Origin of the sequence: Pseudomonas sp. I3-I5 (assembly GCF_022699445.1) — a bacterium.
Classification (GTDB): Bacteria; Pseudomonadota; Gammaproteobacteria; order Pseudomonadales; family Pseudomonadaceae; genus Aquipseudomonas; species Aquipseudomonas fulva.
This window is the reverse complement of the sequence record NZ_CP093940.1, coordinates 2525749-2547766: the sequence shown is the minus strand read 5'-3', so window position 1 is coordinate 2547766 and position 22018 is coordinate 2525749. Positions and strand designations below refer to the sequence as shown.

General features: G+C 61.6%; 20 protein-coding genes. 7 read left to right on the top strand and 13 right to left on the bottom strand.

Annotation, left to right across the window (positions count from 1 at the left end):
* Positions 1-88: 88 nt before the first annotated feature.
* Both MOP87_RS11380 and MOP87_RS11375 read left to right on the top strand, forming a co-directional pair.
* Positions 89-2635, top strand: coding sequence for an EAL domain-containing protein (locus MOP87_RS11380; protein WP_242809509.1), 2547 nt, complete (start codon positions 89-91; stop codon positions 2633-2635).
* A 195-nt stretch (positions 2636-2830) separates the two neighbouring features.
* Positions 2831-3979: a GGDEF domain-containing protein gene (locus MOP87_RS11375; RefSeq protein ID WP_242809507.1), complete on the top strand. Its 1149-nt coding sequence runs from the start codon at positions 2831-2833 to the stop codon at positions 3977-3979.
* Between the two features lie 151 nt (positions 3980-4130).
* Here MOP87_RS11375 and ppnN read toward each other — a convergent pair whose 3' ends face one another.
* Together ppnN and MOP87_RS11365 are read right to left on the bottom strand one after the other, a co-directional pair.
* Entirely contained in the window at positions 4131-5504 is a 1374-nt protein-coding gene (gene ppnN / locus MOP87_RS11370) for a nucleotide 5'-monophosphate nucleosidase PpnN (protein ID WP_023535126.1), read from the bottom strand.
* A gap of 132 nt (positions 5505-5636) precedes the next feature.
* A complete protein-coding gene (locus tag MOP87_RS11365) occupies positions 5637-6698 on the bottom strand; it encodes a YeiH family protein (protein ID WP_242809505.1) in 1062 nt (353 codons plus the stop codon).
* Between the two features lie 109 nt (positions 6699-6807).
* Here MOP87_RS11365 and MOP87_RS11360 point away from each other — a divergent pair, with 109 nt between their 5' ends.
* The 3 genes from MOP87_RS11360 (at position 6808) to MOP87_RS11350 (ending at position 9102) form a co-directional block, all read left to right on the top strand.
* Positions 6808-7698, top strand: coding sequence for a LysR family transcriptional regulator (locus tag MOP87_RS11360; RefSeq protein WP_197873866.1), 891 nt, complete (start codon positions 6808-6810; stop codon positions 7696-7698).
* 169 nt (positions 7699-7867) lie between these two features.
* Positions 7868-8476 carry an NAD(P)H-dependent oxidoreductase gene (locus tag MOP87_RS11355; protein WP_242809504.1) on the top strand — a complete coding sequence of 203 codons (609 nt, stop codon included), beginning with the start codon at positions 7868-7870 and terminating at the stop codon, positions 8474-8476.
* Positions 8477-8487: 11 nt separating this feature from the next.
* Positions 8488-9102, top strand: a complete 615-nt coding sequence (locus MOP87_RS11350) for a TetR/AcrR family transcriptional regulator (RefSeq protein WP_197873864.1) — start codon at positions 8488-8490, stop codon at positions 9100-9102.
* Positions 9103-9162: 60 nt separating this feature from the next.
* On the opposite strand, the gene trbK is transcribed toward MOP87_RS11350, so the two are convergent.
* The 3 genes from trbK to MOP87_RS11335 form a co-directional block, all read right to left on the bottom strand.
* Positions 9163-9408: an entry exclusion lipoprotein TrbK gene (gene trbK, locus MOP87_RS11345; protein ID WP_023535077.1), complete on the bottom strand. Its 246-nt coding sequence runs from the start codon at positions 9406-9408 to the stop codon at positions 9163-9165.
* A 96-nt stretch (positions 9409-9504) separates the two neighbouring features.
* Positions 9505-10707 (bottom strand): nicotinate phosphoribosyltransferase, encoded by a 1203-nt coding sequence (gene pncB / locus MOP87_RS11340; RefSeq protein ID WP_242809502.1) that lies wholly within the window; start codon positions 10705-10707, stop codon positions 9505-9507.
* The gene (locus tag MOP87_RS11335) at positions 10704-11354 is read right to left on the bottom strand and encodes an isochorismatase family protein (RefSeq protein ID WP_027914820.1); all 651 of its coding nucleotides are present in this window, start codon (positions 11352-11354) and stop codon (positions 10704-10706) included. Before MOP87_RS11335 ends, pncB begins: the two co-directional genes overlap by 4 nt.
* Before the next feature lie 138 nt (positions 11355-11492).
* On the opposite strand from MOP87_RS11335, the gene MOP87_RS11330 reads away from it, so the two are divergent.
* Entirely contained in the window at positions 11493-12197 is a 705-nt protein-coding gene (locus MOP87_RS11330) for an NUDIX domain-containing protein (RefSeq protein ID WP_027914821.1), read from the top strand.
* A 136-nt stretch (positions 12198-12333) separates the two neighbouring features.
* Complete coding sequence (locus tag MOP87_RS11325) at positions 12334-14517, top strand: response regulator (protein ID WP_145280061.1); 2184 nt, start codon at positions 12334-12336, stop codon at positions 14515-14517.
* A gap of 10 nt (positions 14518-14527) precedes the next feature.
* Here the strand turns inward: MOP87_RS11325 and MOP87_RS11320 are convergent, their stop codons facing one another.
* From MOP87_RS11320 to MOP87_RS11285, 8 genes are all read right to left on the bottom strand, one after another.
* Positions 14528-16345 carry an ATP-binding protein gene (locus tag MOP87_RS11320; RefSeq protein WP_347402990.1) on the bottom strand — a complete coding sequence of 606 codons (1818 nt, stop codon included), beginning with the start codon at positions 16343-16345 and terminating at the stop codon, positions 14528-14530.
* An 83-nt stretch (positions 16346-16428) separates the two neighbouring features.
* Positions 16429-16992: an NUDIX hydrolase gene (locus tag MOP87_RS11315; protein ID WP_028686373.1), complete on the bottom strand. Its 564-nt coding sequence runs from the start codon at positions 16990-16992 to the stop codon at positions 16429-16431.
* 2 nt (positions 16993-16994) lie between these two features.
* Positions 16995-17747 carry a GntR family transcriptional regulator gene (locus tag MOP87_RS11310; RefSeq protein WP_023535134.1) on the bottom strand — a complete coding sequence of 251 codons (753 nt, stop codon included), beginning with the start codon at positions 17745-17747 and terminating at the stop codon, positions 16995-16997.
* Positions 17748-17838: 91 nt separating this feature from the next.
* The gene (locus MOP87_RS11305; protein ID WP_028686372.1) at positions 17839-18228 is read right to left on the bottom strand and encodes a carboxymuconolactone decarboxylase family protein; all 390 of its coding nucleotides are present in this window, start codon (positions 18226-18228) and stop codon (positions 17839-17841) included.
* 75 nt (positions 18229-18303) lie between these two features.
* Positions 18304-18789 carry a flavin reductase family protein gene (locus MOP87_RS11300; RefSeq protein ID WP_027914825.1) on the bottom strand — a complete coding sequence of 162 codons (486 nt, stop codon included), beginning with the start codon at positions 18787-18789 and terminating at the stop codon, positions 18304-18306.
* A 12-nt stretch (positions 18790-18801) separates the two neighbouring features.
* Positions 18802-20283, bottom strand: coding sequence for an aldehyde dehydrogenase (locus MOP87_RS11295; RefSeq protein ID WP_181074735.1), 1482 nt, complete (start codon positions 20281-20283; stop codon positions 18802-18804).
* Positions 20280-21113 (bottom strand): alpha/beta fold hydrolase, encoded by an 834-nt coding sequence (locus MOP87_RS11290; RefSeq protein WP_027914827.1) that lies wholly within the window; start codon positions 21111-21113, stop codon positions 20280-20282. The genes MOP87_RS11295 and MOP87_RS11290 overlap by 4 nt, the downstream gene beginning before the upstream one ends.
* Before the next feature lie 67 nt (positions 21114-21180).
* Positions 21181-21777 carry an amino acid synthesis family protein gene (locus MOP87_RS11285; protein WP_023535107.1) on the bottom strand — a complete coding sequence of 199 codons (597 nt, stop codon included), beginning with the start codon at positions 21775-21777 and terminating at the stop codon, positions 21181-21183.
* Positions 21778-22018: the final 241 nt, after the last annotated feature.

The following is a 22018-nucleotide window of genomic DNA, read 5'->3' as shown; positions in this document are numbered from 1 at the left end:
AGTTGGCCTGCTCGATGGTCGATTGCGTTGATCGGCCAGGCACGCTGTTGGTCCACCCAGTGCATCCCAGACAATAGGCGCTCAAGGAATGGAAGCAGCTTTTGGCACTGATTCGCCGCGCAGCCGTGTGATGCGCCATCTTGTATTTGCCTTTTCGAGCCTGCTTTTGTTGGCGATGACGCTGGGGCTGGTGTCGCTGTACCGCATCGCCGTTTCGCTCGATGAGCGGGAGCTGGAACAAAGCCGATTTCATGCGGGCGCGGCCCTGGCACAGTTGCACAAGACCGAGCGCAGCTACCTGTGGACCCATGCTTCCTGGCAGGCTGCCTACGATCATCTGGCGCGTCCAGCAGACCGGCAATGGGCGTTCGATGAAGGTAACGTGGGTGCCACGCTCTACAGCGATGATGGCTATGCAGGCGTGTTCGTCCTTGACGATCAGGGTACGCTCTATGCGGTCGTGCAAGGGCGTTTGACCGACCTGGGTTTCGATCACTTCAGCCCCGAAGGCCATCGCGTCCTGCAACAGGCCCGCCAGGCCATGGCGCAACAACAACCGGCATCGGGCTACATCATGTTTGCTGGCCAGCCTGCGGTCTTCACCTCTGCCGTGATACGTCCTCCTGCGCTCGCCGACAGCCTGGCGGAGCATAACTCGGTGATGGTCTTCATTCGGATGATCGAAGCCGACTTGCTGAGTCAGATGGGTAAGACGGCCGGCCTCACGGACCTGGCTATCACCGCGAGCGACTATGCTGCGCAAGACATGGGGCATTTGCCACTTCAGGAGGTTCCCTATCGTTTGACCTGGCGCATGGACCAGCCCGGTAGCGATTTGCTGCAAGCGGTGTTCGCACCGCTGGCTGTGGCGCTGCTCATCATCCTGGCGCTGATGGTACTGCTCGCACGCTATGCCATGCGCACCAGCGCCGACATTGACCGCGGCTACCATCAGCTGGCTATTTCCAAGCGGGCACTGGAGGCCAGCGAAACGCGCTTCAAAGCCGTGGCCGAGGCGGCCTCCGACTGGATCTGGGAGACCGATGCGCAGCAGCAGCTGATCTATCTTTCACCACGCTTTGCCGAATTGACCGGGCACGACGCCCAGAACTGGCTGAATCAGCCGGTCTGCACCTTGTTCGATTGTGAAACCGGTCATGTCGAAACCTGGCTGCACGGCCTGGGCGCCAGCGAGTCTACCGGCACGCTGCGCTGCCAGTACCTGGACAAGGCCGGGCAGCGACGCGAATGCCGAATTGCGGCCAGAGCCATCATCGAGCACAACATCTGCAAGGGATTCCGCGGAACCTGTACCGACATCACCGATGAGGTGGCAGCCCATGCCCGAATTCAGCACTTGTCCCAACATGATGCCCTGACCGGGCTGCCCAACCGCAACAAGCTGTTCCGCTTCCTCGAGGACAGCGCCAAGGTGTCGCGGGCCGTGCTGATGCTCGACCTGGACAACTTCAAGCCGATCAATGACAGCCTCGGCCACCCGGCCGGTGATGCGGTGTTGATGGAGGTGGCGATGCGGCTCGGTCAAATGACCCGTTCCAGCGATCTGGTCGCGCGCCTGGGTGGCGATGAGTTCGTGATTGTCCTGATCGCACCGGGCGCGCGTGATGAACTCGACCGGTTCTGCGCCCGGCTCATCGACACCCTCAAGCAGCCAATGGCGGTGGAGCACCATAAGGTCCAGGTAGGCGCCAGCCTGGGTGTGGTCATGTCCGACGATTACCCGGGTGGCCCCAGCGACCTGATCCGTTATGCCGACGTGGCGCTGTACGGGGCCAAGCAATCGGGCAAGAACACATGGCGGTATTTCTCCACGCAGATGAGCGCTGCGCTGCTTGAGAAGCGTGTACTCGAACAGGAGCTGCGCGAGGGCATCCCCCGTGGGGAATTACGTTTGCATTTCCAACCGCGGTTCAAGGTGGATGGCGTAACGATCGCCTCCGCCGAAGCGCTGGTGCGCTGGGAGCACCCCCGCCTTGGGTTGTTGATGCCGGATGATTTTGTCGGCTTGGCCGAACAAAGCGATGTGATCGTGTTGCTGGGCAATTGGGTGCTGCAGCAAGCGTGCTGTGAGGCGGGCGCTTGGCCGCTCGAAGTGATCGTGTCCGTGAACATGTCGCCTGCCCAGTTCAGCCGTAGCGACGTGGTGCGCGATGTGGCCGAGGCTCTGCGCACCACCGGGCTACCTGCACACCGGCTGGAGTTGGAGATCACCGAGAACGTGATGCTCAACGATGTCGAAGGCGCGCTGCAGACGATGAACGCGTTGAAGGAACTTGGCGTGCGCTTGAACATGGACGACTTCGGGACAGGCTATTCATCACTGGGCTACCTGCGTACCTACCCGTTCGACAGCATCAAGATCGATCGTCGGTTCGTTCAGTCGCTGGGCAAGAGCAGCAGTGACCGCAGCGTGGTGCAGGCGATCATCAGCCTGGGGAACGCAATGGGCATGACGGTCACGGCCGAGGGGGTGGAAACAGCAGAGCAGCTCGCCTTGCTCAGTGATGACCAGTGCCATGAGGTCCAGGGATACTTTTTGAGCCGGCCGGTGAACAATCAGGCGCTGATCAAGTTGATGACCTCGGCGGCCACCCCGTCATATACCTCGGATTGAACAGGTCTGGAGGGGCCTTGCCGGGGCGCCGGACCGGCAAGATTCCGGTTTCATGCACACCCGGTCACAGCAGCAGGAAAGTCTGGCGCACGCGGTCGTCAACTGCTCTGAAAATCCTGCGCGAGCGCATACAATCGCCGCCTTTACGAACCCCTTCGATAGGCTACACCCGCCATGGCGCTAGACCCACCTACCATGCTCACCATTTCCATAGCCCTGGCGGCAGCGGCTGCCCTTTACCTGGCGATAGAGTGGCGCAGTGTCCGCGAGTCGTCGCTGCTTTACTGGAGCGCCGGTTTTGCGACCATCACCGTCGGTTGCACGCTGGCGCTGCTGCGAGGCGTTGGCCTCTTGTTCATCGGCATCTGGTTTGCGAATGGCCTGCTGGTCGTGGCCCATGGGCTTTTCCTGCTAGGCGTGTTGCGCTTCACCCAAGACCGAATTTCGCGCGCCTGGCTGGTGATCGTGCTGATCTGGTTTGCTCTGTTGTTGCTGCCTGCAGGCCCGGAGTGGTCGAAAGTCATGCTGATGGCCAACTCGCTGCTGGTTGCCGCCCTGACCCTCAAGGCCAGTAGCCTGCTCCAGCCCCATGGGCAATCGCTGAGCGTAGGTGCAGTCCAGTTGCGGTATGTGCTTCTGGTGCATGGGTTGTTCTACGTGATCAAGGCGATCATTGCGATTGCGCCGGGCACGTTGATTGACCTGGCCAGTTTCGGAGGGTTGATCATCCAGGTCTCCCTGGTGGAAGGCGCCATGGCGATCATGATGATCGCCTTGTCGATGACAGGCACGGTTCGTTACCGTCGCGAAGAACGTATCGCTCGGCTGGCAGCACGGGATCCGCTGACTGCGCTGTACAACCGGCGTGCCCTGGAAGTGCGTGCGGGGCCTTTCTTCAAGGAGGTCAGTAATGTACGGCCTGCGGCGTTGTTGATGATCGATATCGACAACTTCAAGCTGGTCAATGACCTGCATGGGCATGCGGCAGGAGACAGGTTGCTGGTGGCGTTGAGTGAAATGATTCGTACGGTGTTACCAGAGCGCTCTTTGGCCGCGCGGTTAGGCGGGGATGAGTTCGTGATTTTGCTCAGTGGGGCGAGCCGTGAAGGCGTCCTGGGGTTGGCCAAGGGTTTGCGGGAGCAGTTTCAGGCCTACGCCGGCGGGGCGGTACCGACACCTGCAGCGGTGACGTTGAGCATTGGGGTGAATGTGTTTGACCAGGCGCCAGCGAGTCTGGCGGCGTTGATCGAGCAAGGGGATGCGGCGCTGTACGCGTCCAAGCGCGCAGGGCGGAATAGCATTCGATTCGTAGAACGGCAGGTCGCCAGTGGTGGGTTTTCTTGAGTGACGTATTAGCGTTGCCGGCCTGAACTTATTGCGCCGTGGGCGTACCGGTACAGCCCTGTAGGTCTCGCTGCCCGCGTGATGGGCCGCAGAGCGGCCCCGGCAAGGCCGCTCAACGGAGGTCGCTAGGTGCCTCGCTGCGAACCGTGGGTCACGTCACCACCTGATAGCAAGGCACATAAGCCGCCCCGCCCGGCAACTTCATCCGATGCTGGTCAACGAAGGCTTGCAACAAACGCCCCAGCGGATCCAACACAGCACTGTCACCGCGAATCTGATAGGGCCCATGCTCTTCGATCAGGCGGATGCCCTTGTCCTTCACGTTACCCGCCACGATGCCGGAAAACGCCCTGCGCAAATTGGCTGCCAGCTCATGGGGTGGCAACTCGCGACGCAAATCCAGGTCAGCCATGGCCTGGTGGGTGGGGTCGAAGGGGCGCTGGAAGCTCTCTTCGATCCGCAGCAACCAGTTGAAATGAAACGCATCGTTGCGCTCGCGACGGAACTGCTTGACCTGTTTGAGCCCCTCGACCATGTGGCGCGCCACTTCAGCCGGGTCGTCAATGATGATCTCGTACAACCGATGCGCTGCCTCGCCGAGCGTCGCGCCGACGAATGCATGCAACTGCTGCAAGTAGGGCTCTGCACTGCGCGGGCCCGTCAGCACGACCGGGAAGGGCACATCCTGGTTATCCGGATGCATCAGGATCCCCAGCAGGTACAGAAACTCTTCTGCCGTGCCTGCACCACCCGGGAAGATGATGATGCCGTGGCCGACCCGCACGAACGCCTCCAGGCGCTTCTCGATGTCTGGGAGGATCACCAGTTCGTTGACGATCGGGTTGGGCGCCTCGGCAGCGATGATGCCTGGCTCCGTCAGGCCCAGGTAGCGGCTGCCTTGCATGCGCTGTTTGGCATGGGCAATGGTGGCACCTTTCATCGGGCCTTTCATGACGCCCGGGCCGCAACCGGTGCACACGTCCAGTTTACGCAGGCCCAGTTCATGGCCCACCTTCTTGGTGTACTGGTATTCCTCGGTGCTGATCGAGTGACCGCCCCAGCACACCACCATCTTCGGCTCGACGCCAGGGCGCAAGGTGCGGGCGTTGCGCAGCAAGTGGAACACGTAGTCGGTGATGCCTTGAGAGCTTTCCAGGTCGATGCGCTGGCTGGCCAGCTCGCTTTCGGTATACACGATATCGCGCAAGGCGCTGAACAGCATCTCCCGGGTGCTGGCGATCATTTCGCCATCGACGAAGGCGTCCGCTGGGGCATTGAGCAGTTCAAGGCGAACGCCTCGGTCCTGCTGATGGATGCGTACTTCGAAATCCTGATAGGCCTCGAGGATGGTCTTGGCATTGTCGACATGGGCGCCGGTGTTGAGGATAGCCAGGGCGCACTGGCGGAATAGGGTGTAGAGACTGCCGGAGCCGGCTTCGCTCAGTTGCTGTACTTCACGTTGGGACAGCGTTTCTAGGCTGCCCTTGGGGCTGACGGATGCATTGATGACATGGCGTTGGGGCATCTAAGTCTTTCCTGTGCGGGTAAAACATCCTTCTTTCACCACACCATACCGAGAAATGGAAGCGGCAACGAGAGGCCTGCAAAAAAAGCCCGGTACTTCACGGCCGCTCCAGTAGCGCGCATTGCCAAACAATCACCCCATCAGCCGTTGCACGGCGAGGGTAATGGCCAGGCCACCCCCAAATAACCACATGTTCAGAATCGCTCCAGTCGCCAGCACGCGAGGCCCGGCATGGCGTATCTGTTCGAACCGAGTTTCCATGCCCAGCGCTGTCATGGCCATGGTCAACGCGAAGGTGTCCAGGCCGTTGACGGCCTCGCGCAGGTTGGAAGGTAGAACCTGAAGCGAATTGATCGCCACCAGTGCCAGAAACCCAAATGCAAACCAAGGCACCGAGAGCCGACCTTTGCCGGGTACCACGCCAGCCCGTGGGGTACGGCTGATCCACCAGCCAACCAGCAACAGGACGGGCACCAGTAGCATCACCCGCGTCATTTTCACGATGGTTGCTACATGGCTGGCGTCAGGGCCAAGGGTACTGGCAGCGCCGACAACTTGAGCCACTTCATGAAGGGTGCCACCCAGCCAAAGCCCAGCGGTCTGGGTATCCAGATGCAGCCAGCCGGCCTGAATCAAAAAAGGATAGAAAAACATCGACGCCGTGCCGAACAGCACCACGCTGCCCACGGCCACCGCACTTTTATGCGGCGCGCTGCGCAGCGTCGATTCAAAAGCCAAAACGGCCGCAGCCCCGCAGATGGCGCTGCCCGCAGCCGTAAGCAGGGCCGTCTCCCGGTCAAGCCCGAGCAGTTTCATGCCGCACCACACGCCTATCGCCAATGTGCTGCTGATCACCAGCAGCGAGATCACCAGCCCAGGCCAGCCAACCTGTACGATTTCCTGCAGGCTGATCCGCAGGCCGAACAAGGCCACGGCCACACGCAGCAGGGCACGGGCGCAGAAGTGTATGCCCGGGCCATAACAGGCCGGCAGGCGATCTTTCAGCACATTGCCGCAGATCGCCCCGGCAATAATGCCAAGGATCAACGGGCTGAGGCCAAGTTGGACAAAAAGGAGCAGGGCAGCCACCTGGCTGACGCCAAGGGCGAGAACCGTAACGAAAATCACGCCCTTGAGCACTGCGCAGCGGTGCGCGACAGGTGCGTCAGGGGGCGTACTAGGGGCGGGTGTCATGAGATTCTCCAGCGAGCGGAATCAATGAGCACCACAATAATTTGGTTATAAGCTTATGAAAATCGTAATCTGGAATGCAGAGTATCCATTTAGCTGATAGTTTTGCGGAATGACCCCTGAACAGCTTATAACTTTCGCTGTCGTTGCCGAGCACGGCAACATCAGCCATGCCGCAGTGGCCTTGCATCTGTCGCAGCCGGCGGTGTCTGGTCAACTCAAGCTACTGCAGGAAGCGTTCGGTGAGCCTCTTTATCATCGGGCCGGGCGCGGGGTGCGCCTCACGGCAGCAGGCGAACAGCTCCTGGCGCATGCGACTCGGCTGCGCGATACATTCGATCAGGCCCGGTCACTTCGCGAAGCGATGCGCGGCCTTCAGCTTGGCACATTGCGGATCGGTGCCAGCACTACGCCTGCAAGCTACCTGCTCCCCCACCTGATCGCCCAATTCAAGACACTCTACCCGCAGGTAGCGATTACCACCGTACAGGGCAACACCGCCGAAATCGTCGGTGCTCTGGGTAGCGTGGATTTGGCGCTGATCGAAGGGCCACCGGGGCGAGACCTGCCCGTGGGCACTGGCGTGACCGAGTGGCTTGAGGACGAAATCGTCGCCATCGTTCCGGCTGCACACCCCTTGGCTGGCGCCGAACCTCGCTTCTTGAAGGACGTGGCTGGCTTTCCATTAGTGCTGCGTGAGCAGGGTTCGGGCGTGCGTCAAGTCGTCGAGCAAGCATTTGCCATCAATCAACTGCCGATGAAGATCGGCCTGGAGATTGCCGGCGTAGAAGGGGTGAAGGAAGCAGTGCGTGCGGGTATGGGCGTAGGTTTCGTGTCCGCCCTGTCGATCCGTCATGAAAATACGGTTTTGCGCAAGGTCCAGGTGGGGGCGTGTTCACTGGTTCGCCGATTCTCGATAGTGCTGCCCCACGCAGGCTCACCCTCTCGAGCGGCTGCCCGCTTTCATGATCTTTGTGTGGCTTTCCCTGGTGCTTCGGCCTAGCGACGCGGCGAGTTGCACGTGCAGTGGAGTGGCATTGCCGCCCACCGGAGCATGAATCGCGCAGAAGCAGACTGACTGGCAGCTCGACAAGTTACCAGTGGTAAGTTACCTTTCGTAAATTAGCGGGCGCTCTTGATCCGCCCTCACAATTGCACGCGAGGTTAAATTCATGCACGGCCTTATCGTGGTATCCCATCCCGACGCTCGGTCCCTGACTCACGCTGTGGCCAAGGCCATAGGCCAGGGCATCACCGATACCCATGCCCATCACAGTGTCGAGTTCGCAGACTTGGACGCCGAAGGCTTCGACCCGCGTTTCACGCTCGCTGACCAGCGGCATTTTCTCAAGCAAGCACCTGTCCCAGTAGACATCGCCGCTGAGCAGGCCCGTCTGGACCGCGCCCAGGCGCTGGTTCTGGTCTACCCGGTCTATTGGTGGTCATTCCCAGCCTTGCTCAAAGGCTGGATTGACCGCGTATTCGCCCAGGGCTGGGCTTACACGGACACGCCTGAGGGCAAGGTCGTCAAGCGACTGCAACACCTGCCCGTGCATCTGGTGGGGGTGGGTGGCGCAGATATCGGCACGTATGCTCGCCATGGCTATGCCTCGGCCATGAATACCCAGATCGACCATGGCATCTTCGACTACTGCGGCGCACCGGTAGGCAGTTCAACCTTGCTGCTGCCTTCGGACGGCGGCAACGGACACACGCACTTGCGCACCGCACACGAAATCGGCATGCGCATTTTCGCTTCCCACGCGGCAAAGGCGATGTGACAATCTGGCCCATGACCTCCAGTGACCAAACTTCAACGCGCCGCCGCCTGACCCGCGAAGCACGCGCACGCCAGTTGCTCGAAGCCGCAAGGTCGCTGATCGCCGAAGAGGGCACCGACGCGCTGACGCTAGGCCGTCTGGCCGAGGAGGCGGGTGTTACCAAGCCTGTGGTTTACGATCACTTCGGCAGCAGAAACGGTCTGCTTGCGGCGCTGTATCAAGATTACGATGTACGACAGACCGAGTTGTTCGACCTTGCCATTTCGCACGCTGCGCCGAATGCGCAGGCCAAGGCCCAGGCGTTTGCAGAGGCTTACGTGCGCTGCGTCATGAGCCAGGGACGCGAGATTCAAGGCGTGCTGGCTGCGCTGAGCGGGTCCCCTGAGCTCGCCGCTGTCAAGCGTGCGTACCAGAAAGTACTGATCGGCAAATGCGTAGACATTTTCTCGCCCTTTGCTGGGTCTGGCGTTGTGTCGAACGCTACGCTGTGGGCGATCCTTGGTGCGGCCGATGCCTTGGCCGAGGCGGCACTCGCCGGCGAGATCACGCAGGCACTGGCGGTTGAAGAACTGAGGCTGACCGTGCTCGCTGGGGTAGAGCGAAGCCAGGCAATACCTCGCCGGTGATCAGGGCCAGCGGCCCGGCGGCTACGTCGCACGTGTGCTGCCAGGGCCGCCAGTACTTCATCAGAAATCGTCTTTCGGGCTCTTCTTGAAGGTCCAGTCGGTGTGCTTGCGCGCTTGGAGGAAGCTGTTGCAGTTGGCGGTAAAGGTATTGCGATTGGCCTCTTTGGACAAATCCGCCAGAATTTTCTCCTGCATCTGCGGGGTACAGTTGTCAGCGGTAGGCTCGGGCACCGTTTCCTCGCTGCAGCCTGCGAGCAAGGCTGCCAAGCCCATTGCCGTGACCAGCTTTGCCAATTTGATGTCCATATCGCGATCGTTCTCCTGGTGCGCTGAAAGTGGAGTTGAGTGTTGAACCGGAAGGCATGATACGGACCCAGGCCTTGCATTGCCACCTGCAGAAAGTCACCCGCCTACGTTGAACACATGCTTCAAATAGGCCACGAAATTTTCATCCCGGCACTGTGTTTTCCCAGGGCTGTCCGAAATCTTGGCTACCGGCGCACCGTTGCAGGCTGTCATCTTGATCACCATGTTCATCGGCTCGACTCCTGGGATGTCGCAGGTCAGGCGCGTCCCGATGCCAAAGCTCACGTTGATGCGCTCATGCAATGCGCGGTAAAGCTCAAGCGCTTTCGGCATGTCCAGGCCGTCGGAGAAGATCAGGGTCTTGGTCTTCGGGTCGATGCCCAGCCGGTGGTAGTGCGCGATGGCTTTCTCCGCCCAGGCAAGCGGGTCGCCCGAGTCATGGCGCAGGCCATCGAAGAGCTTGGCGAAATAGAGGTCGAAGTCGCCAAGGAAGGCATCCATGGTGATGCAGTCGGTAAGGGCGATACCCAGCAGGCCGCGGTACTCGCGCACCCAGCACTCCAGGGCTGCCGCCTGACTGTCCACGAGGCGAGGGCCCAGCTGCTGGTGGGCCATGAACCACTCGTGCGCCATGGTACCAATCGGCCGCAGCTCGTACTCCCGCGCCAGGTGCACGTTGCTGGTGCCGACGAAGCGGCCTGGGAAGTCGCGCTTGAGGATGTGCACCACCTCTTCCTGCACCCGGTAGGAGAAGCGTCGGCGAGTGCCGAAATCCGCTAGCTGAAAGCCTGCCAATTCGTCACTGCTGGCCTCGGCCCTGAGCCAGTCGAGGTTGCGGTACAACTGTTCGCGTACCTGTTCGATCACCACTTCACGGTAGCGGTAGCGGTTGCGAACCTCGCTGATGATCGCCAGCAACGGGATTTCGTACAGAATGACGTGCAGCCAGGGGCCGCGCACGCGTATCGCCAACTGGCCGGCGTCGTCGAGGCCAACATGCACGTAGCGCAGGTTGAAGCGGAACAGGCTCAGGAAGCGGATGAAGTCAGGCTTGATGAAGGCGATCTTCTCAAGGTAAGCAAGCTGGTCCTGGGTGACCGTGACTTCGGCGAGTTGCTCGACCTGGTAGCGGATTTCTGCAAGATACGGGGCCAGGTTCTCACCGTTGCGGCAGCGAAACTCCCACTCCACCTCCGCATTGGGGTAGTTGTGCAGCACCGCCTGCATCATGGTGATCTTGTAGAAGTCGGTGTCCAGCAGGTTCTGAACGATCCGTGGGCCAAATACGCTGTCACTCATGCTGCTTGCTCCTTGATCAGGGCCAGTTGATGGTCGAGGGCCGACTCGTCGCCGCACAGCTTCACACCTTCGCCAGCCAGGGCGCCGCAGGCCTCTATCGCGCCGGCCTGGGTCAGGGCACGGCAAGCCGGTAGGTACAGCAGCACCTCGAACCCGGCCTGACGCAGTTGCCGGGCAGTGGTGCGCACGCAGTAGTCGAGCGCCAGGCCGCCTACGATCACGGCACCCACCTGATGCACCTTGAGGTATTCGATAACACCCGTGGAGCGGCGTTCGGCCAGGTCGTGATAGCAGGCGCCATAGGGATGCAGGTCGGGCTCCACGCCTTTCCACACGAAGTAGTCGTACTCGATGGGGGCAGGGAGGCCCGGCAGCAGCTCGAAACCGGGGGTACCAGGGATGCAGTGGCTGACCCAGGTGAGGTCCGCATTGGCAAGGGTCAGCGGCTGCAGCATCTGCGTGGCGTCGGCCACCACCCACGCGGCATTGGCGGGATGCGCGTCCTTGCTGCCCAGCCGCAGGTCGGCCCGCTGTGCCATGGCGTTGAGGTCTGGTGCGATTTCGTGACCGTCGGGGACTGGGAGTTCCTGAGGCGCATGGCACGTGAAGCCTAGTTGTGCGTCGACATCGAAGCTGGCGATTTTCATGTTGGCTCTCCTCGCTGGAATGGCTACATAATCCACCTGGTGAACTATATATGTCAAGTGTCCGTAAATAGGCTGCATGATGCAGATTTACTTATTCGCTCTAGTGAACTATAAAAGGCTTCAGTCAAGGAGTTACGAGTGAGTACAGCTGAAGTCCTGGCAAGCGTCGACATCGTCGCGCTGCGCCTGCCGCCTGGCAGTGAGCACCTGCAGGTGCTTCTGCATCGCCGTGAGCGAGAACCGCACCATGGTCAATGGGCACTGCCCGGTGTGATCATCAATGGGCGCACCCCTGATACCAGCCTTGAGAGCGCTGCCCACCGCGCCTTGAGCGAGAAAGCGCGCGTCCAGCCGCACTATCTGGAGCAAGTGGTTACCGAAGGCAATGCCTTTCGCGATCCACGGGGCTGGTCGTTGAGCACCTGTTACCTGGCGCTGTTGCCCGCCTGCCAGGAAGTCGAGAATGAGCAGCTGGCCTTTTTCGACCTCGCCGACGTGGTGGAACGCAGGGTGCTGCTGCCATTCGATCACAACCTGCTGGCGCGCCGAGCCCATGAGCGGCTCGCGGCCAAGTCCGTCTACAGCAGTTTGCCGTTGTACCTGCTCGACACCCGGTTCACCGTCCTCGATGCGCTGGGGGCCATGCAAGCCTGCCTGGGCCAGCCTGTGAACGCGACATCGCTGCGCAAGCGCCTGGAGCGCTTGCGCGTGCTGGGCTGGGTCAAGGACACAGGCGAAAAGAATCAACCACCCATGGGGCGCCCGCAGCAACTGTACCAGTACACCGCGCAAGGGCAGGGGCCGTTCATGTTCGACCGTAGCTTGCTGCCGGAGGGCAGTTGAGCATCGACCCGGCAGACTGGCCGCGCGAGGTAGGGCCAGTGCCGACATTGAACGACTGATCAATCTCAGTGGAACGAACCGCGAGTCAATGCCTCTTATCCAGAGATGGATGGCCTGTGCCGCGGATTCCCCTGACATGAGATCGCTCCAAACCTCTCTGATCGATGACACCTCCACACCGCTGAGCTTCCTGCTCAATGGCGGTGAGATCGGCCGTCTGCTTCAAACGATGAACTGGCAGGATTCTCCACTTGGGACGCCACATGGCTGGTCCCCGCACCTTCAGGCCGCGATGGCCACGCTCCTGCCAGCGCAGACCCAGGTCGTGCTGTTCTGGGGCCCGGACTATGTCGCGCTGTACAACGATGCCTATGCGCCCACCATCGGCAACAAGCACCCGCAAGCCCTCGGGCGCCCGGCGCGTGAGAATTGGGCCGAGCTGTGGGATGACCTCGAACCGTTGCTGCGCGGTGTGCGTGACACCGGGCAGACGTTTTCGGCCAAGGACCGCGCTTTTTACATCGAGCGCCGTGGGCACGGTGAGACGGTGTATTTCGATGTGTCGTATTCTGCCGTGCGCGAGGCTGATGCAAGCGTTGGCGGTGTCTTGTGCCTGGTCACAGAGACCACTGACCGCGTGCGCTTCCACCAGCGCCAGGCGTTTCTTCTGGAATTGAGCCGCACATTGCCTGGGCTGGGTGATGCTGCGCGCATCGAGTCCTATGCGGTTCAACGCCTAGCGCAGGAGTTGGGGGCGGCCAGGGTCTGCTTCGGTGAAGACAAAGGCGACGGTGTCGGCTTCAAGGTCAGTCACGATTGGACCGAGGGCGTGACGTCGTTGGTGGGCACGCATTCGTACCTGACGTTCGGTACCGACTTGTATGAGCAATTGAGCGACGGCAGAACCGTTCAACATAGCTACGAACAGCCCGGGCCTTGTCAGGCGGGCATAAGCACCACCTTGCATGCCCCTGTGCTGCGCGGGGGGCGACTCGAGGCCGTGTTGGCCGTTCATTTCAGTGATGCGCGAGGGTGCTTCGAGGAGGACTGCCAGCTTGTGGAAGAGACCGCCAAGCAAGTGTGGGCTGCAATCCTGCACGCCCGCGCCGAACAGGCGTTGCATCTGCTCAACCAGAGCCTTGAGGAGCGAGTTGCCACGGCGCTGGCCCAGCGCGAGTCGGTGATGATGCAACTGCACGAAGCCCACAAGATGGAAATGATCGGGCAATTGACCGGTGGTATTGCCCACGACCTCAACAACATGCTCACGCCGATCATTGGGTCGTTCGAGCTGTTGCGCCGCCATCCGCAGGCCGATCGCGCGCCCCGGCTGATCGACGGTGGCCTGCAGGCAGCTGAACGTGCGCGCAACCTGGTCGCTCGCCTGCTCAGCTTCGCACGCCGCCAGACACTCAAACCGCAACCTGTGTCCTTGGCAGCCCTGGTCGAGGACATGCACGAGTTGATGGCGCGCTCGCTCGGGCCCACCATTGCCGTGCACGTGAATATCGATCCGTCATTACCCTGCGTCGTGGTCGACCCGCACCAACTGGAGTTGGCCCTGTTGAATCTGGCGGTCAATGCCCGCGACGCCATCGGCGGCGCCGGCCAGCTGCAAATCATCGCCGGTGATGACACCCACTGCCTGGCGCCGCCCGAGGGCCTTGCGGGCAAACGTTTGGTATGGATTCAGGTCAGGGACAACGGCTGCGGCATGGACGATGAACAACTCAGGCGGTGCATCGAACCTTTCTTTTCTACCAAGGAGGTGGGCAAGGGGACTGGCTTGGGCTTACCAATGGTCCAAGGATTGGCGGTTCAATCCGGCGGTGGGTTCGAGATTCATTCCATACCAGGCCAAGGGACTCAGGCGACGCTGTGGTTGCCGGCCAGCGACGCATTGCCCACCCACCGTGACATCGAGCCCTGCGACGGGCCTGTGGCCGAGCGTCCGAGCCGGATACTGCTGGTGGACGACGAAGAAATCGTGCGTCACGCAACGGCCTTGCAATTGCGCGACCTGGGCTACGAGGTGACCGAGGCGCCAAGTGCAGTGGCCGCCCTGCGCCTGGTGGAAAAGGGGTGGCTGCCTGATGTATTGGTGACCGACCATGTCATGCCCGAGATGACTGGCGTACGCTTTGCCCAGCAAATGCGCCAGCATCACAGCGAGCTGCCGGTGCTGATCATTACGGGCTATGCGAACCTGACGCCGCGCCAGCTAAGCGGTTTCGAAGTACTGCGCAAGCCTTATCGACGCGCCGAACTCGCTCAGAGTGTGGCGCGCCTGCTGGCGGGGGCTTCCCTCAGTCGACGCTGACACGCCAGCATCAGCCTTTTTGCAGGCTGCACATCTGCTCTTGCTCCAGCAAGGCGGCGGGCGACTGTTGCGGCAGGTAGAGGGTGAAGGTAGTCCCCTGGCCCTGAACACTGCTGACCTTGATATCCCCGCCGGACTGTTTAGCGAAACCGAATACCTGGGACAAGCCCAGACCAGTGCCTTGCCCGGCAGGCTTGGTGGTGAAAAAGGGGTCGAATATACGCTCGAAGAGCTCCGTACTGATGCCAACGCCCGTGTCGGTTACAGAAATGGCAGCATACGCGCACGGATCGGGGACCTCATCGCGGCATACCGGTAAGTGCTGGTGGGCTTCGAGACGTATGCGCACGACGCCCACCGCAGCCATGGCATCGCGGGCGTTGAGCATCAGGTTGATGACCGCCGTTTCCAATTGGCTAACGTCGGCGCGCACATGGCACGGCGAAGCGGGCAAGTCCAGCTCGACGTCAATGCTGGCGCCTGCTGCGGTGTCGAACAGGTCGGCCATGGCTGCCAGCCGCGCCGCTGCGTCGAACACCTGCGGGTTCAAGGCCTGGCGCCGTGCAAATGCCAGCAGCTGGCCGGTCAGTTTGGAGCCGCGCTCGACCGTCTCGACCATGGTGCGTAGATAGCGCATGCGTCGGTCGTCGTCCAAGCCTGGACGCTGCAAGAAGTGCAGCGAGGCATGAATGATGGTCAATATGTTGTTGAAATCGTGCGCCACACCACCTGTAAGCTGGCCGATGGCCTCAAGCTTCTGGGCCTGGCGCAGCTCCGCTTCGGTGTGCAGCAGTTGCGTAGTGCGGGTCCGTACGTGTTGCTCCAGGCTCGTATTGAGCGCCTCGAGCGCCAGCAGGGCGGCCTGCGTTTCGCCCGTGGATTGGGCATGCTGGATATGTGCCCAACTGCGTTCGGTCACATCACCGAGCAACGCCCGCTCATATTCGGTCCACGCGTGCGCCGACGTGCTGTTGAGCGCCATCAAGGCGGTAAGCCGCCCGCCTTTTATCAGCGGCACACAGCACGTGGCGGCGATCCCGAGGGCTGCAAACACAGCCGCCTCAGAATCGGGAAGTTCCTGCCTGCAATCATCGAGCGTCAATGCCAGACCGCTGCGCAGTCGTTCATTCGCCTGCTTGCCGAAATCTCGCAGGCGATGCTCTCCGATCAATGAGGGGCTTGCGTCGGTCAGCGCTTCGCCACAGACCGTAAAGGTATCATCGTCGGATTGCATGACCGCGTAAGTACAACCTGATAGCCCCAGGTGATTGGCGAGCAGGCGTGTGGTCGTCGCCATGATCTCCTGAGGATCAACCGCTTGGGCCACTGCCCGACCGAGCTCGTCCAGAAACGCCAACCGTTGGTTGGCGAGCACGGTCGCCGTGGTTTCGGTAACGGTATCGAGCATTCCAAGCACATTGCCCTGCAAGTCACGGATAGGGCTGTAGCAGAACGTGAAGTAGGCACGCTCCGGTCCGCTATTACGGTCGATGACCAGGGGGAAGTCTTGGATGTAGACCGCTTCGCCCTTGAAGGCCCTGTCGGCCATGCAGCGAATATCGTCCCATGCCTCCTGCCAGACCTCTGCAAACGGCACTCCCAGCGCCACCGGCTTGCGCCCTAGAATCGGAAGAAAGGCATCGTTGTGAAAGGTCAGCAGATCGGGCCCCCACAGCACAGCCTGTGGAAAGTGCGAGCCCAGGCACAGCGCCAAGGTGGTCTTGAGGGTATCGGGCCAGTTTTCCAGCGGACCTAACGAGGTGCACGCCCAGTCATGCCCAAGAATACGGTCGGCCATCGCGCCGCCGCCTGCTAGCCACTTCGCCATCTGCTCTGCCGATCATTGAAACAGGGGGCTCTAGGGTGCACCCTTGAGGCAAGATTGGCGAGCGTTTTATGGCGCTTGGCCAGTCAGCGAATGAAATGCACCTTGCCGACGTCATCGTTGCCCGTGTAGATCCCGTAGACACCGGCTTGACGCTCGAGAATGTATCGCTCGAGAATCTGCCGGATAGCGGGGTAGTAGATGTCATCCCACGGGATCTGCTCTGGCTCGAAAAACCGATAGGCCAGGGTTTCCGGGCCAAACTGGCCCGTTTCCTCGGTGACGAAGGCGCGGAAGATGATGTAGACCTCGCTGATCTTCGGCACGCTGAAAATGGAGTAGGGGCAGACGATTTCTGCCCGTACGCCGCTTTCTTCCCACACCTCGCGCAGCGCCGCCTGCTCGGTGGTTTCGCCCGCTTCCATGAAGCCTGCCGGCAGCGTCCAGGTGCCGGGGCGAGGGGGGATGGCGCGCTGGCACAGCAGGTATTTACCGTCGCGCTCGATGATACAACCGGCAATGATCTTGGGGTTGATGTAATGGATGTAGCCGCAGCTGGCGCAGTGCAGCCGCTCATGGGTGTCTCCCGCAGGCGTGCCCTGGGCCAGCGTCGTGGTGCAATGAGGGCAGTAGCGGGGAGCACTGGGCATGATCAGCGGCCTATGCGAGGTTCCTTGAGGGCCAGGGGGGCGACGATATCGCGAACCTTGGCATTGTCGTCTTGTTTCTGGCGCAGGTAATCCAGGGCAACCTTGGCCGCGGCACGCACGTGATCCACCGAGGCCTGGTGGGCTACCAGCGGGTCGCCGCTCTTGATGGCCTCGACCATCTTTTCCATTTCCAGGTTGCTGGCTCCGCGGCGGTTGGCCTGGGATACCGATGTGGCACGCAGGTAGCTGATGCGCGCCTGCAACTGACGAAGCTGCTGCGCCGCAACCTGGTTGCCTGAACCTTCCAGCAGCACGTCATAGAATCCTTGCACCGACTCGAGCACCTGCTGCAGCTCACCTTCCTCCAACGCCTCACGGTTGACGGCCAGGGCTCGTTCCAGCGCGCGGATGTCCTTGGCCTTGGCATTGAGCGTGAACAGCTGCACGATCAGGCCCTCGAGTACGCACCGCAACTCATAGATGTCGCGCGCATCTTCAAGGGTGATGATCGCAACACGCGGGCCCTTGGCATCGGCGAACTCCACCAGGCCCTCGGATTCCAGGTGGCGCAGGGCTTCACGCACGGACGTGCGGCTGACGCCGAGGCGGTCGCACAGGTCGCGCTCGACCAGGCGATCGCCTGGGAGCAGGTGGAAGTTCATGATCGCGCCGCGCAGTTTGTCGAGCACGATTTCGCGCAGGGTAACGGGGTTGCGATTGACCTTGAAGCTGTCGTCCAGTGGCTGGCGTTTCATCGAGTGCGCTCTGAATAAGGCTGCCCGGCCACGACCGAAACGGGGCACCACGGCCCTGGGTGCTCCTTGCGTGGGTACGAACAGCCCGGTGTTAACGGGTGGACTCCGCGTCGGCCTCGGCGAACGCTTCCCGGGCCAGGCGGAAACTGTCCACCGCCGCCGGGACGCCGCAATAAATGCCGACCTGGAGCAGAATCTCGCGTATTTGCTCGCGGCTCAGGCCGTTGCGCAAGGCGCCGCGGATGTGCAGCTTGAGCTCGTGTGGCCGGTTGAGTGCCGAAATCATGGCCAAGTTTATCATGCTGCGCTCCTTGAGCGACAAGCCTTCGCGGCCCCAGACATGGCCCCAGCAGTACTCGGTCACCAGTTCCTGCAACGGCTGGGTGAATGCGTCGGCATTCTGGATTGACCGGTTCACATAGTCTTCGCCTAGGACCTGGGTGCGTATCTGCAGGCCTTTTTCGTACTTTTCATTGTTCATGCACGCTACTCCGAAATAGAACAGGGGGCGCAAACGAGGGTGAGACGCCAGCGCGGCCCCTGGAAGAGGCGGGCCTTAGCCCAATGGGGGCAGGGCGCCCAGCTTGCCTTTGTGGTACACCATGGGCGTCATCGGCTCGGCGGGCAGTACCAGGTTTTTCACGGCACCGACAATGATGGCATGGTCGCCGCCGTCGTACTCTCGCCACAGCTCGCACTCAATGATCGCCGTGGCATTGTCCAGCAGCGGGTTGCCCAAGGCGCTCAGGTGCCACTGTACGCCCTTGGCCTTGTCCTTGCCTTTACCGGCGAAGGCATAAGCTTCAGCCGTCTGGCCTGCCGACAGCAGGTGAATGGCGAACTGCTTGCTGTCGCGCAGGATCGGGTAGGTGTCGGAGGCGTAGTTAGGGCAGAACAGCACCAGCGCCGGGTCGATCGACAGTGCGCTGAAGGCACTGGCGGTGATGCCGACAATGCCACCCTCGGCGTCCAGGGTGGTGACGACCGTCACTCCGGAGGGGAAGGAGCCCATCACGTCTTTGTAGATGCCGGGTTCGATCATCGGTATTACCTCCTAGCGCATCACGAAGGGGTCGGGCATGGGGGCGGTGGACAGGTTGATCCACACGGTTTTCAGCTCGGTGTAGGCCAGCACGGAGTCGATGCCACTTTCGCGTCCGTAGCCGCTGTTCTTGAACCCACCGATGGGCGCCATGGCAGACACGGCGCGGTAGGTATTGACCCAGATGATCCCCGAGCGCACGTCGCGCGCCAGGCGGTGGGCACGTCCCAGGTCGCGGGTCCAGATACCAGCGGCCAGGCCGAACTGTGAATCGTTGGCAATCGCCAGCGCCTCTTGCTCGGTCTTGAAACGGATGACAGCCGCCACCGGGCCAAACACCTCTTCCTGCATGATGCTCATCGAATTGCTGTCGCATTCGAACAGCGTCGGCTCGTAGAACCAGCCATCGCCATCGACCTCGGCCCGTTTACCGCCCAGGTGCAGCTTGGCGCCTTCGGCCTTGGCCGCGGCGACCAGCTGCTCGACCACGGCCAATTGCTGAGCGGTGGCCATAGGGCCCATCTCGCTGGCATCGTCCTGGGGGTTGCCAATGCGAATGCGCTGGGCACGCTCGATCAGACGCTTGACGAATTCATCGAAGATTTCGTCCTGCACCAGCAGGCGCGAGCCGGCCACGCAGCTCTGTCCAGACGCGGCATAGATCCCCGCCACGGCACCATTGATGGCGCTGTCCAAGTCGGCGTCTGCAAAAATGATGTTCGGCGACTTGCCGCCCAGCTCCAGCGACAGCTTGGCGAAGTTCTCGGCGCTGCTGCGCACCACGTGGCGAGCGGTTGCCGCACCGCCTGTGAAGGCGATCTTGCGCACCAGCGGGTGACGGGTAAGCGCCGCGCCGGTGCTCGGGCCGTAGCCGGTGACCACGTTGACAACGCCAGCCGGAAACCCGGCTTCCAACGCCAGGCGCGCCAGCTCCAGAATCGTCGCCGAGGCATGCTCGGAGGGCTTGAGTACGATGGTATTGCCCGCGGCCAGTGCTGGCGCCAGTTTGATCGCCGTCAGGTACAGCGGGCTGTTCCACGGGATGATCCCGGCAACCACACCGATAGGCTCGTGCACGGTGTAGGCGAACAGGTCCGGCTTGTCCAACGGCAGCGTGCCGCCTTCGAGCTTGTCGGCCAGGCCTGCGGTGTAATGGAAGAACTCTGGCAAGTAACCTACCTGCCCACGGGTCTCGCGGATCAGCTTACCGTTGTCACGGCTTTCCAGCTGGGCCAGGTGTTCCTTGTTCTCGGCGATCAGGTCACCGAGACGGCGCAGTAGCTTGCCACGGGCCGTGGCAGTGATGGCCCGCCAGGCCTGGCTTTCAAATGCCCGCTGGGCGGCTTGTACCGCCAGCTCCACATCGGCTTCGCCTGCGTCCGGCAGCTGTGCCCAGGGCTGTGCGGTGGCCGGGTTCAGGCTGTCGAAAGTCTTGGCGCTTTGTGCATCGCACCACTGGCCGTCGATGCACATCTGAAAACGAACGAGGGTCATGCCACAATCCCCTTGGCTGATTCGGTCAGGCTGCGGGCTTTGGCGAGAAAGTCCAGCAGCATCTTGTTCACTTCGCGCGGCGCCTCCACCGGCATCATATGCCGCTGCTCGGTCAGCACCACACTGTGCGCACCCGGGATACGGGCGGCAAGCTGGCGGGCCATGGCCGGCGTAGAGCCGGTATCGAGCTCACCTGTGGCGATCAGCGTCGGCACCTGAATGCTGCCCAGATCACCTGCGCGGTACATGTCCTGGGTGGCAAACAGCGAATAGGTGGTGTGATAACCCTGTGGGTCGTTGCTGGCCAGCACCTGACGGATGGCAGCGACCTGGGCCGGGTTGGCCGCCTTGTACTCGCGGCTGAACCAGCGGTCCAGTGCCGCCTCGACATTGGCGTCCGGGCCCAGCTCTGCTGCCTGAGCGGCACGGGCGATGACCCCGGCGCTCTGTTCGGGGCTGCGGTTGAAGACGCTGTTGAGCACCACCAGGGCAGCGATGCGCTGGGGGTAGTGCAGGGCGAAGGCACGTGCGACCAGGCCGCCCATGGAGAAACCGATGACGATGGCTTGGCTCAGTTGCAGGTGATCGAGCACTTCGGCCAACTGGGCGGCATAACCTTCGAGGCCGACGTCGGCCGGGGGCAAGGCGCTCTGGCCGTGGCCGAGCATGTCATAGGCGATGACGCGGTAGTCGTTGGCCAGGCCAACGATCTGACCGCCCCACATTTCCTTGTTCAGGCCCACGCCGTGAATGAGTACCACGGGTTGACCCTGACCGACGGACAGGTAACTGGTGCCGGCGGGGGTATGTTCAGCGACGGGCTGAATCATGGAGGGCGCTCCTTTGAGGTCGGGCGTGGTGGAAGAATCGCCACGCCCAGGCCCGGCTTGATTGTTGTTATTGAGCGTTGGCCTTTTCGGCCGCCAGTTCTTCCAGGTCGATGTAGCGGTTGCCAATGCGCGGGTGCAGGCGGCCGCCATCGGCAGCGCCAAGAACTACCACGATTTCATCGGCGCGAGGTGCGTCCTCGATCTGCATTTCCAGGGTGATGTAGTGCGAGCGCAGGCCTTCGTCGTCTTTTTGCATCATCGGAATCTGGATCGACGTGCCAGGGCCACCACGCTTGTTGGTGAAGCTCAGGTAGCTTTTGGCCTGCACGGCTTCGCGATAGTGATTGCCGAAGCGCAGGGTATGGATGACGGCCGAAGCGTGTTCGATTTCACCGTCGGCGCCCACCACTGCAGCCTTGCCGTAGGCCTCGATCTTGTCGGCACCACCGATGGCGGCGGTCAGACGCTCGACCATCAGCGCGCCCAGTTCCGAGCAATGCGCGCGGATTTCGGGCTTAAGGTCGTCGACGAAGCCACGGCCAGCCCAAGGGTTTTTGATGACCACCGCCAGGCCCACCATGGTGACCGGCTTGTCAGTGGCCTTGCCACCTTCGATACGCGTCTCTTCGGAGTAGGTGACGATCTTGCGAATTTCAAAACTCATGGGGGGCTCCTGTACGGTGTGATCAGATCTTGTTGTCTGATGGTATACCATAATATTTGTTCTGCAAGCACTGCGTGGTGTTTTCTCACCCAGCCGGGACGAAAGGTGAGCTGATGTGCAGGTCTGCATCGCATCTGTATCAAGCAAGCGGCGCAGCACTTAACGTTGGGCTGAAAAAAACCCGCTCGCGCGGTGCCAATTGGCCCACGCGAGCGGGCATGTCCCGCAAGAAATCAGGTAA